The following is a 12937-nucleotide window of genomic DNA, read 5'->3' as shown; positions in this document are numbered from 1 at the left end:
AGGAACCGGCGTTGCACGTCCAGGACTGGCTCGACACGGTGCCCGCGGCAGCCGTCTACGCCCTCGTGGGACTGGTCATCGGCCTGGAGAGCCTGGGCATCCCGCTCCCCGGCGAGATCATCCTGGTGTCCGCCGCGCTGATGTCCTCACAGCACGCCGGCATCGACCCGGTGATCCTCGGTGCCTGCGCCAGCCTCGGCGCGGTCATCGGCGACTCCATCGGCTACGCCATCGGCCGCCGGGGCGGACGTCCGCTGCTGGCCTGGCTCGGCAAGAAGTTCCCCAAGCACTTCAGCGAGGGGCACATCGCCACCGCCGAGCGGTCCTTCGAGAAGTGGGGCATGTGGGCCGTCTTCTTCGGCCGTTTCGTCGCCCTGCTGCGGATCTTCGCGGGACCGCTGGCGGGCGTGCTGCGGATGCCGTACTGGAAGTTCCTGATCGCCAACGTGCTCGGCGGCGTGCTGTGGGCGGGCGGCACGACCGCCGTCATCTACTACGTCGGGATCGTCGCGGAGTCGTGGCTGAAGCGGTTCTCGTGGCTGGGCCTGGTGGCCGCGGTGCTGGTGGGGCTCACATCGATGCTGGTGCTCAAGCGCAGGGCCGCGAAGGTGCAGGCCGGTCCGCGGGACGCCGAGGTGGAGACGGTGCCCGCCGCCGACTGATGCCGGGGTGGGCCGCCGCTTGTGGCTGGTCGCGCCCGCGGGGCGAAGCGGCGCGTCGACACCGCCGCGCGCCTCGGGCGGACCGGACTACTCGTGGATTTCCCGGTGCGCCTTCGCCAGGTCCGCGTACAGCGTTCCGTTCAGGGTGACGCCCTGGCGCTCCTCCTCCGACAGCTCACGCCGTACCTTCGCCGGGACGCCGGCCACCAGTGACCCCGGCGGCACCTCCATCCCCTGCGGTACCAGCGCCTGCGCCGCGACCAGCGAACCCGCCCCGATCACAGCGCCGTTGAGCACGGTCGCGCCCATCCCGATCAGACAGTCGTCCCCGACCGTCGCCCCGTGGACCACGGCATTGTGACCGACCGAGACCCGCTCGCCGATGCTCACCGGGAAACCGGGGTCGGCGTGCAGCGTGCAATTGTCCTGGACGTTGCTCCGTGCTCCGACGGAGATCCGCTCGACGTCGCCGCGCACCACCGCGCCGTACCAGACGCTCGCGCCCGCCTCCAGTGTCACGTCCCCGATCACGGAGGCCGTGGGGGCCACGAACGACTCCTCGTGGATCTTCGGTTCCCGGCCGCCGATGCCCGTGATCAACGCCTTGTGCGCCATAGCTTTCTCCTCGTCGTCGCCGTCCGGGGGCACCGTAGCCCACCCGGTGGGGCGAAGATCACAGCCCCTCGACGTCCTGCGCGTACGTCACGCTGAGTACGGTGAGCGGGTGCCGAAGCGCAAGAACACGTTCTCATCATGGCGCCGTCGTGCCGTGCAGCGGGCCGTGCACACCGGGTGGGCCTGGGTGCAGCGCACCGGCTCCGTCACCGCCGAGCGCCCGGGCCGCTTCCGCTTCGGTGCCCTCGGTACGGGCACCCGGCTCGCCTTCCCCCTCGGCACGGTTTTCGGGGAACCCTGGATCCAGTTGGGCGCCCACTGCATCGTCGGCGAACAGGTCACCCTCACCGCCGGGATGATGCCCGACCTCGACCTGGGCCCGGACCCGATCCTGCGCATAGGGGACGGGGTCGTCCTCGGCCGGGGCAGCCATGTCATCGCGGACACGACGGTCACCATCGGCAGCGACTGCTACTTCGGTCCGTACGTCTACGTCACCTCCACCAACCACTCCTACGACGATCCCCAGGAGCCCATCGGCAAGCAGTGGCCGCGGATGGAGTCGGTCGAGATCGGGCCGGGCTGCTGGATCGGAACCGGTGCGGTGATCCTGCCGGGCGCACGGATCGGGCGGAACGTCGTGGTGGCGGCCGGTGCCGTGGTGCGCGGTGCGGTGCCCGACCACGCCGTGGTGGCGGGCGCCCCGGCGCGGGTGGTGCGGCGCTGGACCCCCGCCGACGGTTGGCAGCCGCCGCTGCGGACACCGCCCCCGGTGCCGATCCCCGCGGGCGTCACCCCCGAGCAGCTGCTGGCGCTCGCCGAGCTGGACGAGACGGACGTGGCCCGGCTCGCGGAGCTGGACGCGGAGGCGTAGCGGCCGTCCGGACCCGGGCCCGGTCCGCCGACGGCGGCAGCGTGCGCTGCCAGGGGGCGCCTCGCAGTACAGTTCGGTGCACGATCTGGTGCACCACATCGCAGTACCTTGCAAGAGACTCTGTCATTCATCATCTTGGACGGAATGTGTCGGACCTCGACCTGCTGACCCAGTCCTTGGCGCGCACCGTCAAGCACTGGCGCTCGGTGCGTGGCTTCACCCTGGACGTGCTCGCCGCCCGGGCCGGAGTCAGTCGCGGCATGCTCATCCAGATCGAGCAGGCCCGGACCAACCCGAGCCTCGGCACCGTCGTGAAGATCGGTGACGCGCTCGGCGTCAGCATCACCACCCTGCTCGACTACGAGCAGGGCCCCAAGGTCCGCGTGGTCCCCGCCGACCGGGCGGTACGGCTCTGGTCCACCGACGCCGGCAGCTACAACCGGCTGCTCGCGGGCACCGAGGCCCCGGGCCCGCTGGAACTGTGGGACTGGCGGCTGATGCCCGGAGAGAGCAGCCAGTCGGACCCGCACCCCACCGGCACCGTCGAACTGGTCCACGTCACGGCGGGCGACCTGACGCTGACCGTCGACGGAGTGGAGCACCGCGTCCCGACGGGCGCGAGCGCCACCTTCGAGGCCAACACCCCGCACACCTACGGCAACCAGGGCGACGTCCCGATGGAGATGGTCCTGGCCGTCTCGGTCCCGCCCGTGCGCTGAACCAGCCCAGGACGGCACTGTCAGCGTGCCGTCATGGACGCACCCAAGGGCCCTCGCCGCGTGTGTCGTGCTGTCCACCACCCGGGTCGACGTCAACGGCGTCGTCCGTTCCCGGGAAAGGCGTTCGCCCACCTGCCGGGCGCGTTGGTGGTGGAAGGGCTGGTGGTCGCCTGACCTCTCAGGTCAGGCCGTGGCGTGGTGCGCCAGCGGCAGATGCGGATCCGTCTCCCCCGCCACCGGCGCCGGATCGGCGTGCACCAGCGCGGCCGTGAGCCGTGGCATCGCGTGCAGCAGGGCGTGCTCGGCGTCGACGGCGACGGCGTGCGCCTGACGTACCGTCGTATCGCCGTCCACCACGATCGCCACCTCGGCACGCAGCCGGTGCCCGATCCAGCGCAGCCGCAACTCGCCCACCTCGCGCACCCCTTCGACCTCCCGTACGGCCCGCTCGGCCCGGTCCACCAGGGCCGGATCGACGGCGTCCAGGACCCGCCGGAACACCTCGCGCGCCGCGTCCCGCAGGACCAGCGCGATCGCGGCGGTGATCGCCAACCCCACGATCGGGTCGGCCAGTCGCCAGCCCAGGGCGGAGCCACCGGCACCCACCAGCACGGCCAGGGACGTGAACCCGTCCGTGCGGGCGTGCAGCCCGTCGGCGATCAAGGCGGCCGAGCCGATGGAACGGCCGACCCGGATCCGGTAGCGGGCCACCCACTCGTTGCCCGCGAAGCCGACCAGCGCGGCCACCGCGACCGCCGGGAGGTGCGTGAGGGGGCGCGGGTCGAGCAGCCGGTCGATCGCCATCCAGCCCGCGAAGGCCGCGGACGCGGCGATCGTCAGCACGATCGCGATGCCCGCCAGGTCCTCCGCCCGGCCGTAGCCGTACGTGAAGCGCCGGGTCGCCGCCCGCCGGCCCAGCATGAAGGCGATGGCGAGCGGTACGGCGGTCAACGCGTCCGCGGCGTTGTGCACCGTGTCACCGAGCAGCGCCACCGACCCGGAGACGGCCACCACGGCCGCCTGCGCCAGGGCCGTCACGCCGAGCACCGACAGCGAGATCCACAGGGCGCGCATACCGCGGGCCGAGGACTCCAGCGCGGAGTCCACTTTGTCGGCGGTCTCGTGGGAGTGGGGCGCGAGCAGGTGGGTCAGGTGGTGGCGAAGGCGGGAGAGTCGGGAGGGCGCGCGGTCGTGCGGGTGCGGGTGGCCGTGTCCTCGTGACTGGTCGTGCGCGTGCGAGTGGGCGCGTCCGTGGTCGTGCCCGTGCTGGTGTCCGTGGTCATGTCCGTGGTCGTGCCGGTCGCTCACGTGGATCCCCTTCCGGTGGGCGGGAGTGGACGCGGGACGCCCACCTTGCCATTATGTGCGTATGAGCGCACGCATGCACCTGTCACCTGCGCACCATGCGCATCCGCGTACCCCGGGCGAGGAGCAGTTCGCGCTGGCCGCGGAGTTGCTGGCGCTGCTCGGCGACCGCACCCGGCTCACCCTGCTGCACGCCCTGAGCACGGGTGAGGCCGATGTCACGACGCTCACCGAGGCGTGCGGGGCGGCGCGGCCCGCCGTCAGCCAGCATCTGGCCCGGCTGCGGCTGGCCGGCCTGGTCCACACCCGCAAGGAGGGGCGCCGGGTGGTCTACGCGCTGCGCGACGGCCATCTGCGCCGTCTCCTGGACGAGGCCCTGAACGTGGCCGACCACCGCATCAAGGACCGGCCGCCGCACGACTGACCCACGCGCGGGAGGCGACTCAGTAGGCGGGTGCCGTGCCCAGGTACTGCTCGGCGAAGGCCGCCGCGGCGGCGGGGGAGGTGAACAGGCGCCGGAGCCGGGCGAAGGTGGTGCCCGCACGGTACGCGTCGCCCGACGAGGTGCCGTGGTACACCTCGGACAGCCACTGCGAGAACTCCTGGTAGTCCCACACCCGTCGCAGACACGCCTCCGAATAGCCGTCCAGGCCGGTCTCCTCGCCCTCCGTGAGGTACCCGACGAGCGCGTCACCGAGCAGGAAGGCGTCGTGCAGGGCGAGGTTCATGCCCTTCGCCGCGATCGGCGCGGTCAGGTGGGCGGCGTCACCGGCGAGGAAGAGCCGGCCGAACACCATCGGTTCCACGACGTGACTGTGCATGTCGAGAACGCGTTTCTCGATCAGCCGCCCCTCGGTCAGCGGCCCGGTGTCCGTCGCCGCGAGGCGCTCCTGGAGCTCGGACCAGACGCGCGCGTGGGACCAGTTCTCCGGGTCGTCGCCCGGCGGGCACTCCAGGTAGTAGCGCGTCACCTCGGGGCTGCGGGCCATGTGCCCGGCGAAACCGTTCGGATGGATGCCGAACACGACGCAGTCGTGGGACGGCGGCGCCTCGGCCAGCAGCGCCAGCCAGCCCGTGCCGTAGTCGTGCCGGGAGATCCGCGCCGAGTCGGGCAGGGCGCCCCGCGTCACCCCGCGTGCCCCGTCGCAGCCCGCGACGAAGTCGCACCGGACCTCCTCGCGCAGCCCTGTCTCCGCGTCGAGGTACGACACCGAGGGCCGGTCCGTGTCCAGGTCGTGCAGCCGCACGTCCCGCACACCGAACCGGATCTGCCCGCCCCGCTCGTCCGCGTACGCGCGCACCAGGTCGGTCACCAGCAACGGCTGTGGATAGACGTAGTGGTGATGCCCCGTCAATTCGACGTAGGAGAAGCGGAATCGCTCGCCCGCGAACCGGAACTCGCACTCGGTGTGCAGGTCCGCCCGCTCCAACAGGGTGTCGGCGAGGCCGCGTCGCTGAAGACCGCGCACCGCCCACTCCTCCAGCACCCCGGCCCGGGGCCGCCGCTCGATGAACTCGCGCGTCTCCGTCTCCAGCACGAGACAGTCGACGGAGGCCGCCCGCAGGATGTTGGCGACGGTGAGACCGGCGGGGCCGGCGCCCACGATGACGACCGGGACGTGTCGAGGGCCGGCGCTGTCGGGGCGGGGGGTGGGTGACGTCACCCGGACATTATGTCGACGGCCCGCGGGCGGGACTCAGCCCAGGCGGGGAATCTCGATGGCGGGGCAGCGGTCCATGACCATGTCCAGACCGGCCTCCCGGGTGCGTTCGAACGCGGCCTCGTCGATGACACCGAGCTGGAACCACAGAGCGTCGGCGCCCTTCGCCACCGCCTCGTCGGCGACCGCCCCGGCGAGCTCGCTGTTCACGAACACGTCGACGACGTCCACGTCGAAGGGGATGTCCGCGAGCGAGGCGTAGCCCTGCTCGCCGTGCACGGTCTCCGCCTTCGGGTGGACCGGGACGACACGCTTGCCGTAGCGCTGCAACACCTCGGCCACGCCGTACGCGGCGCGCTGCCGGTTCGAGGACAGGCCCACCACGGCCCAGGTGTCACCCAGCTCGGTGAGAATCTTGCGGACCGTTGCCTCGTCGCCGTACACGGTGAATCTCCTCGGACTCGCGGGCGGACTGGTGTAGGGGGCAACAGCGCACGGTCCCGTGTGATTCCCGGCCGGGACGGCTCCCCGGACCCGATCCGACCGGTCCCTGGTTTGAACGTCTGTTCGGTTGCACGGTGGCGCGCTGCGGCCCGCGCGCCTACGCTCGGCCCGTGCTGCGCATCATCGACGCCCGAACCGGCGAGCCCGTCGACGCCGCCCCCGCCCGCCGCGGTCTGACCCGGGTCGTGGCCCACGCGGTGGGCCACGACACGACCGCCCTGCGGGTGCTGCTGGTCGCCGACGTTCTCGTCCGCGCCCTGGAAATGGGCGGTACACCCGTCTGGGCGCTGCTGGGCGGTCGAGGGGAGCAGCCGGAACTCACGGCGGCGGCCGCGGCTCTCGGCATCCGGCCCTTCGAGGACAGCTGGGTGTCCGGCACCGGTCCGGGCGAGGCGCAGGTGCTCAGTGTGGTGGGCGAGACCACTCAGGGCCCGGCGGGCAGCGGGACGGAACCCGACCCGGAGCTGCTGCCGAGCGGTGTCCGTGTCCTGGTCGCCCCCGCCGACCCGGCGGCCACCGTGATCCCCGAGGACACCGACCCCACCGTCGTCCGTCTGGCGCTGCTGACCCGGCGCCGGACCCTGCCGGTGCGGCTCGACGCGGACGCCCTGGACGAGGCGCGGGGCACGCTCGTACGGTGGCGTCGCGCGGTCGCCGACTGGGCCAGGCAGCCGTCACGGGCCATCCCGGAGGACGTGCGCGGACAGCTCCGTGCCGCCTGGGAGAACGACCTGGACATGCCCGGTGTGCTCCGGGTCCTGCACCGGGTGGAGACCTCCGAGCTGCCGGAGGGTGCCCGCTTCGAGACGTTCGCCTACGCCGACCGGCTGCTCGGCCTCGAACTCACCCGCGACCTGGGATCCGCGGCGTGACCGGCCCGGCGGGTACGGGCCCGCTGCGTCACCTGGTCGTGCTGCGGCACGCCAAGTCCGCCTGGCCCGAAGGCGTACCCGACCACGAACGCCCCCTGGCGCCGCGTGGCCGCCGGGACGCCCCGGCCGCCGGCCGCGCGCTCGCCGAGGCGGGCCTGCTGCCCGATCTCGCCCTGTGCTCCACCGCCGTACGGGCCCGACAGACCTGGGAACTGGCCTGCGCGCAGTGGGACACACCGCCGCCGGTCCGGTTCGAGCCGGAGGTGTACGCGGCCGACGTACCCGACCTGCTCGACGCCGTGCGGTCCGCGCCCGCCGAGGTCGGCACGCTGCTGCTGGTCGGGCACAACCCCGGACTGGAGGACCTGGTCCTCGATCTCGCCGGGGACGGCCTCGACGACACGCTGGACCAGGTCGGCGTGAAATTCCCGACCTCGGCGATCGCCGTGCTGGCCTGGCGCGGCACGCACTGGCACGACCTCACCCCGGGGACGGCCCTGCTGACGAAGGTGATCGTGGCCCGGGGCGGCGGCTGAGGAGGGTACGCCTAGGCTGGCCCGATGCAGGACGAGTACCGCACCGTCGCCCGCGCGGGTGTGCACGAGACCGAGGTCAACCGCTCCCGTTTTCTGTGCTCCCTGGCCCCGGCGGCCACCGAGCAGGAGGCCCAGGACTTCGTCGCGGGCGTGCGGAGGGAACACGCGGACGCCACCCACAACTGCTTCGCGTACGTCATCGGCGCCGACGCCGCGATCCAGCGGGCGAGCGACGACGGCGAACCCGGCGGCACCGCCGGCGTCCCCATGCTCCAGATGCTGCTGCGCCGCGACATGCGGTACGTCGTGGCCGTCGTCACCCGCTACTACGGCGGCGTCAAGCTCGGTGCGGGCGGCCTCATCAGGGCGTACGGCGGAGCGGTCGGCGAGGCGCTCGACACCCTCGGCACCCTCACCCGCCGCCGGTTCCGGCTCGCCACGGTGACCGTCGACCATCAGCGGGCGGGCAAGGTGCACAACGACCTGCGGGCCACCGGACGTGAGGTGCGGGACGTGCGCTACGGAGAGGCGGTCACGATCGAGATCGGGCTGCCGGACGCCGACGTGGCGGCCTTCCGGGCCTGGCTGGCCGACGCCACCGCCGGGACGGCCGGGTTCGAACTGGGGGGAGAGGCGTACGGGGACGCGTGAAAGCGCGGGTGCCTTCACAGCGACCGCTCCCGAGGCATGCGCCGGTAGTGGTCGATCCCTTGACAAAGGGTGCAGGACAGTCGTCCTGGGCAAGGGTCATGACGGGTCGATACGGGAGTAACCGCCCGTGCTGTCAGACCCGGCCGTTAGTCTCGAGGATCATGAGGCTGCTGCACACTTCCGACTGGCATCTGGGCCGGGCGTTCCACCGGGTGAACATGCTCGACGCCCAGGCCGAGTTCATCGGCCATGTCGTCACCACCGTGCGGGAGCAGCGCGTTGACGCGGTCCTCGTGTCGGGAGACGTGTACGACCGGGCCGTGCCGCCGCTGGCCGCGGTCGAGTTGTTCGACGACGCCCTGCACCGCCTCGCCGACCTCGGCGTGCCCACGGTCATGATCTCCGGCAACCACGACTCGGCCCGCCGTCTCGGTGTGGGCGCGGGCCTCATCGACCGCGCCGGCATCCACCTGCGCACCGAGCCGTCGGCGTGCGGGATCCCGGTGGTGCTGTCCGACGCCCACGGCGACGTGGCCTTCTACGGCCTGCCCTATCTGGAACCCGCCCTGGTGAAGGACGAGTTCGCGGTGGCCAGGGCCGGACACGAATCGGTGCTCGCCGCCGCCATGGAGCGTGTCCGCGCCGACCTCGCCACCCGCGCGCCCGGCGCGCGTTCCGTCGTCCTCGCGCACGCCTTCGTCACCGGCGGCGAGGCCAGCGACAGCGAACGGGACATCACCGTCGGAGGGGTGGCCGCGGTGCCCGCCGGCGTCTTCGACGGAGTCGACTACACGGCGCTCGGGCATCTGCACGGCAGCCAGACCATCACCGAGCGGGTGCGCTACTCCGGCTCCCCGCTGCCGTACTCCTTCTCCGAGTCCGAGCACCGCAAGAGCATGTGGCTCGTCGACCTGGACGCCGAGGGCGCGGTGACCGCCGAACGCGTCGACTGCCCGGTGCCCCGCGCCCTGGCCCGCATCCGCGGCACCCTGGAGGACCTGCTCGCGGATCCGGGACTCGCCCGGCACGAGGAGGCGTGGGTCGAGGCGACACTCACCGACCCGGTCCGGCCCGCCGACCCCATGGCCCGGCTCGCCGAACGTTTCCCGCACACGCTCAGCCTCGTCTTCGACCCGGAGCGGGCGCCGGACGACCCGGCCGTGTCGTACGCCAGGCGGCTGGCCGGGCGCAGCGACCAGCAGATCGCGGAGGACTTCGTGGCCCATGTGCGCGGCGCCGGACCCGACGCGCGCGAACAGGTGGTGCTGCGGGACGCGTTCGACACGGTCCGCGCGGACGCGACGGTGCGCGAGGTGGCGCGGTGAGGCTGCACCGACTGGAGATCACCGCGTTCGGCCCCTTCGGCGGCTCCCAGACCGTCGACTTCGACGCGCTGTCGGCGGCCGGACTCTTCCTCCTGCACGGACCGACGGGGGCCGGGAAGACCTCCGTCCTCGACGCGGTGTGCTACGCGCTGTACGGATCGGTGCCGGGGGCCCGTCAGAGCGGTCAGGGCATGGCCCTGCGCAGCGACCACGCCGCGGCGGGCGTACGCACGGAAGTCAGTCTCGAACTGACCGTCGCGGGGCGCCGGTTGGAGGTCACCCGGCAGCCGCCCTGGGAACGCCCGAAGAAGAAGGGCCGCCCGGGCACCACGGTCGACAAGGCCCAGAGCTGGCTTCGCGGGTACGACGCGACGGCCGGCGTCTGGAAGGACCTCAGCCGCTCCCACCAGGAGATCGGCGAGGAGATCACCCAACTGCTCGGTATGAGCCGGGAGCAGTTCTGCCAGGTGGTGCTGTTGCCGCAGGGCGACTTCGCGCGTTTCCTGCGTGCCGACGCGGAGGCCCGCGGCCGGCTGCTCGGACGGCTCTTCGACACCCAGCGCTTCGCCGAGGTCGAGAAACGGCTCGCCGAGCGCAGGCGGGCGGCCGAGGCCCAGGTACGCGACGGGGACGCCGCGTTGCTGGCCGACGCCCACCGCATGCAGCAGGCGGCCGGCAGCGTCATGGAGCTGCCCGAACTGACGCCCGGTGAACCGGGCCTCGCCGACGCCGTGCTGAGCGCGGCGGCCGTCGCCCGCAGCACCGCCCGCGAGCAGCTCACCGTCGCCCACTGCCGGCTCACGGCCGCCGAGTCCGCCCAGGCGGCGGCCGACCGCGACCTCTCCGACGTGCGTGAACTGGCCCGACTCCAGAGCCGGTACGCCGAGGCGCGGGAGCGGGCCGCACGCCTGGAGGGGGGCGCCGACGCCTACCGCGAGGCTCAGGCGCGGATGGAGCGGGGCCGCAAGGCGGAGATGGTGGCGCCGGCCTTGGAGCTGCGCGAGGCGGCCGACAGTGAACACCGGCGGGCCGCGGCGGCGGAGGCACACGCGCGCGACCTGCTGCGTGACGCCCTCGACGGCGACCCCGGCCACGTCCTCGGCGACCTGGAGACGGACCTGCGGCGCGCCGGCGCCTTCGGGGAGGGAGCGGACGCCGGGACGGAGGAGGCCCCCGCCGACGCCTACGCGCCGTTCACGGCCCAGGCCGCTTTCGCCGACGCCGGTGCCGTCTCACTCGCCGCTGCCGCCCGGCGGGCCGCGGAGGAACTGGGCGGCCTGGAGTCGGCTCGCCGGGCCGAGCGACGGCTGGCCGACCTGGTGGCCGAGCGTGCCGACCTGGACCGGCAGGAGCGGGCCGACGAGGAGGTCCGGCAGGACGCGCGGGCCTGGCTCGCCGAATGGGAGACCACCCGGACCGCGCTGCGGAGCCGTATCGAGTCCGCGCAGGAGGCGGCGACCCGGGCCGAACAGCTCTCCGTGCAGCGCGAGCCCGCACAGAAGCGGCTGAGCGCCGCACGGATGCGGGACCAGCTGACCGGCGACACGGAAACGGCCGCCGAGCAGGCCCGCCACACCCAGGAGCGGGCGCTGACGGCCAAGGCGCACTGGCTCGACGTCAAGGAACAACGCCTGAACGGCATCGCCGCCGAACTCGCCGCGCACCTGTCGGAAGGCGACCCCTGCGCCGTCTGCGGTGCCACCGAACACCCCGCCCCCGCGCGCAAGGACGCCGGGCACGTGGACCGGGAGGCGGAGGAGCGGGCGCTGGCCGCCTACCAGCAGGCAGAGGAGCTGCACACGAAGGAACAACGGCACCTGGGCGTCGCACGGGAGGCCCTGGCCGCCGCGACCGCCGAGGCCGGCGACATACCCACGGATCAACTCGCCGCAGAGGCAGAAGAGTTGGAGCGCCAGTACGCGCGGGCGCGCGCGGACGCCTCCGCGCTGCACCCCGCGCGCGAGGAGCTGCGGCGGGCCGAGGGCGAGCACGAACAACGCACCGCCGCCCAGCAGCAGGCCGCCGTGCGGGCCGCCGCGCGGGTCGGACATCGCGAGCGGCTGGACCGTGAGAAGAGCGCCCTGGAGGGCGAGTTGGCCCAGGCGCGTGGAAACGCCGAAAGCGTCGCCGCGCGGGCAGCGCAGTTGGAGCGCGGGGTCGCGCTGCTCGGCGACGCCGCCGAGTGCGCGCGGGCCGCCGAGGACTCCGCCCAGCGCCTCAAGGACGCCGACGCCCGCCTCGCCGACGCGGCCTTCCGGTCCGGCTTCGACACCCCGCAGGCCGCGGCCGCGGCCCTGCTGGACGACACGGCCCACCGTGAACTCCAACGACGCCTGGACGCCTGGCAGTCGGAGGAGGCCGCCGTACGGTCCGTCCTCGCCGAGGCCGACACCGCGGCCGCCGCCCAGCGCCCGTCCGCCGACCTCACCGGGGCGGAGCGGACCGCGGCCACCGCCGCCCAGCGGCTGCGGGACGCCGCCTCCGGCCGCGACGCGGCGGCCCGGCGCTGCACCGAACTGGACCGGCTCTCCGCGCGTGCCGTCGCCGGCGTGCGACGGCTGGCCCCGCTGCGGGAGGAGTACGAGCGCGTGGCCCGCCTCGCCGGCCTCGCCGCGGGCACCTCGGCGGACAACGACCGCAGGATGCGCCTGGAGTCGTATGTGCTGGCGGCCCGGCTGGAACAGGTGGCCGCCGCCGCGACCGTACGGTTGCAGCGCATGTCCTCGGGCCGCTACACCCTGGTCCACTCCGACGACCGCACCGGCCGCGGCCGCAGCGGGCTCGGGCTGCACGTCGTCGACGCCTGGACCGGACGTGAGCGGGACACGGCCACGCTGTCCGGCGGGGAGACCTTCTTCGCCTCGCTCGCCCTCGCCCTGGGCCTCGCGGACGTCGTCACCGACGAGGCCGGCGGGGTGCGGCTGGACACCCTCTTCATCGACGAGGGCTTCGGCAGCCTCGACGACCAGACCCTCGACGAGGTCCTCGACGTCCTCGACTCCCTGCGCGAACGTGACCGCAGCGTGGGCATCGTCAGTCACGTCCCGGATCTGCGGCGGCGCATCCACGCGCAGTTGGAGGTCGTGAAGGGACGAGCCGGGTCGACGCTGCGGCAGCGGGGCGTCTGAGGCTCGGCGAGCCGCTCGGTGGGCGCGGAACTACAGGTCCTGAGGTCGGAGTTCGCTGGAATTTGCGACCGTGTAGGTTCTGGCG

The 12937-nt window shown here is 73.3% G+C and carries 13 protein-coding genes; 9 read left to right on the top strand and 4 right to left on the bottom strand.

What is annotated here, in order from left to right; all coding sequences use genetic code 11:
* Positions 1-11 precede the first annotated feature (11 nt).
* A complete protein-coding gene (locus ACFYRY_RS34395) occupies positions 12-662 on the top strand; it encodes a DedA family protein (RefSeq protein ID WP_389154896.1) in 651 nt (216 codons plus the stop codon).
* 87 nt (positions 663-749) lie between these two features.
* On the opposite strand, the gene ACFYRY_RS34390 is transcribed toward ACFYRY_RS34395, so the two are convergent.
* Positions 750-1277, bottom strand: coding sequence for a gamma carbonic anhydrase family protein (locus ACFYRY_RS34390; protein WP_389154719.1), 528 nt, complete (start codon positions 1275-1277; stop codon positions 750-752).
* Positions 1278-1386: 109 nt separating this feature from the next.
* Here ACFYRY_RS34390 and ACFYRY_RS34385 point away from each other — a divergent pair, with 109 nt between their 5' ends.
* Complete coding sequence (locus tag ACFYRY_RS34385; RefSeq protein WP_389154716.1) at positions 1387-2151, top strand: acyltransferase; 765 nt, start codon at positions 1387-1389, stop codon at positions 2149-2151.
* A gap of 146 nt (positions 2152-2297) precedes the next feature.
* Positions 2298-2870: a helix-turn-helix domain-containing protein gene (locus tag ACFYRY_RS34380; protein ID WP_389154713.1), complete on the top strand. Its 573-nt coding sequence runs from the start codon at positions 2298-2300 to the stop codon at positions 2868-2870.
* A 183-nt stretch (positions 2871-3053) separates the two neighbouring features.
* Here the strand turns inward: ACFYRY_RS34380 and ACFYRY_RS34375 are convergent, their stop codons facing one another.
* On the bottom strand, positions 3054-4178 hold the full coding sequence (locus tag ACFYRY_RS34375) for a cation diffusion facilitator family transporter (protein ID WP_389154710.1): 1125 nt from the start codon (positions 4176-4178) through the stop codon (positions 3054-3056).
* Between the two features lie 61 nt (positions 4179-4239).
* On the opposite strand from ACFYRY_RS34375, the gene ACFYRY_RS34370 reads away from it, so the two are divergent.
* On the top strand, positions 4240-4599 hold the full coding sequence (locus ACFYRY_RS34370) for an ArsR/SmtB family transcription factor (protein WP_389154707.1): 360 nt from the start codon (positions 4240-4242) through the stop codon (positions 4597-4599).
* 19 nt (positions 4600-4618) lie between these two features.
* Here the strand turns inward: ACFYRY_RS34370 and ACFYRY_RS34365 are convergent, their stop codons facing one another.
* Positions 4619-5839, bottom strand: a complete 1221-nt coding sequence (locus ACFYRY_RS34365; RefSeq protein ID WP_389154704.1) for a 4-hydroxybenzoate 3-monooxygenase — start codon at positions 5837-5839, stop codon at positions 4619-4621.
* Between the two features lie 33 nt (positions 5840-5872).
* Positions 5873-6280 carry a CoA-binding protein gene (locus tag ACFYRY_RS34360; protein ID WP_389154701.1) on the bottom strand — a complete coding sequence of 136 codons (408 nt, stop codon included), beginning with the start codon at positions 6278-6280 and terminating at the stop codon, positions 5873-5875.
* A 170-nt stretch (positions 6281-6450) separates the two neighbouring features.
* Between ACFYRY_RS34360 and ACFYRY_RS34355 the strand changes: the two genes are divergently transcribed.
* The 5 genes from ACFYRY_RS34355 to ACFYRY_RS34335 all read left to right on the top strand — a co-directional run bounded on the left by ACFYRY_RS34355 (position 6451) and on the right by ACFYRY_RS34335 (position 12852).
* Positions 6451-7212, top strand: a complete 762-nt coding sequence (locus ACFYRY_RS34355) for a hypothetical protein (protein WP_389154698.1) — start codon at positions 6451-6453, stop codon at positions 7210-7212.
* The gene (locus ACFYRY_RS34350) at positions 7209-7748 is read left to right on the top strand and encodes a SixA phosphatase family protein (RefSeq protein ID WP_389154696.1); all 540 of its coding nucleotides are present in this window, start codon (positions 7209-7211) and stop codon (positions 7746-7748) included. The genes ACFYRY_RS34355 and ACFYRY_RS34350 overlap by 4 nt, the downstream gene beginning before the upstream one ends.
* A 24-nt stretch (positions 7749-7772) precedes the next feature.
* Positions 7773-8399, top strand: a complete 627-nt coding sequence (locus ACFYRY_RS34345; RefSeq protein ID WP_389154693.1) for a YigZ family protein — start codon at positions 7773-7775, stop codon at positions 8397-8399.
* Between the two features lie 161 nt (positions 8400-8560).
* Positions 8561-9724 (top strand): exonuclease SbcCD subunit D, encoded by a 1164-nt coding sequence (locus tag ACFYRY_RS34340; protein WP_389154690.1) that lies wholly within the window; start codon positions 8561-8563, stop codon positions 9722-9724.
* Positions 9721-12852, top strand: coding sequence for an AAA family ATPase (locus ACFYRY_RS34335; protein ID WP_389154687.1), 3132 nt, complete (start codon positions 9721-9723; stop codon positions 12850-12852). Before ACFYRY_RS34340 ends, ACFYRY_RS34335 begins: the two co-directional genes overlap by 4 nt.
* The last annotated feature ends 85 nt before the right edge of the window (positions 12853-12937 follow it).

The sequence above is a fragment of the Streptomyces sp. NPDC005263 genome (assembly GCF_042872365.1).
Lineage (GTDB): Bacteria > Actinomycetota > Actinomycetes > Streptomycetales > Streptomycetaceae > Streptomyces.
Note: the sequence above shows the minus strand (reverse complement) of the source record. Positions and strands in the feature narration are given on the sequence as shown.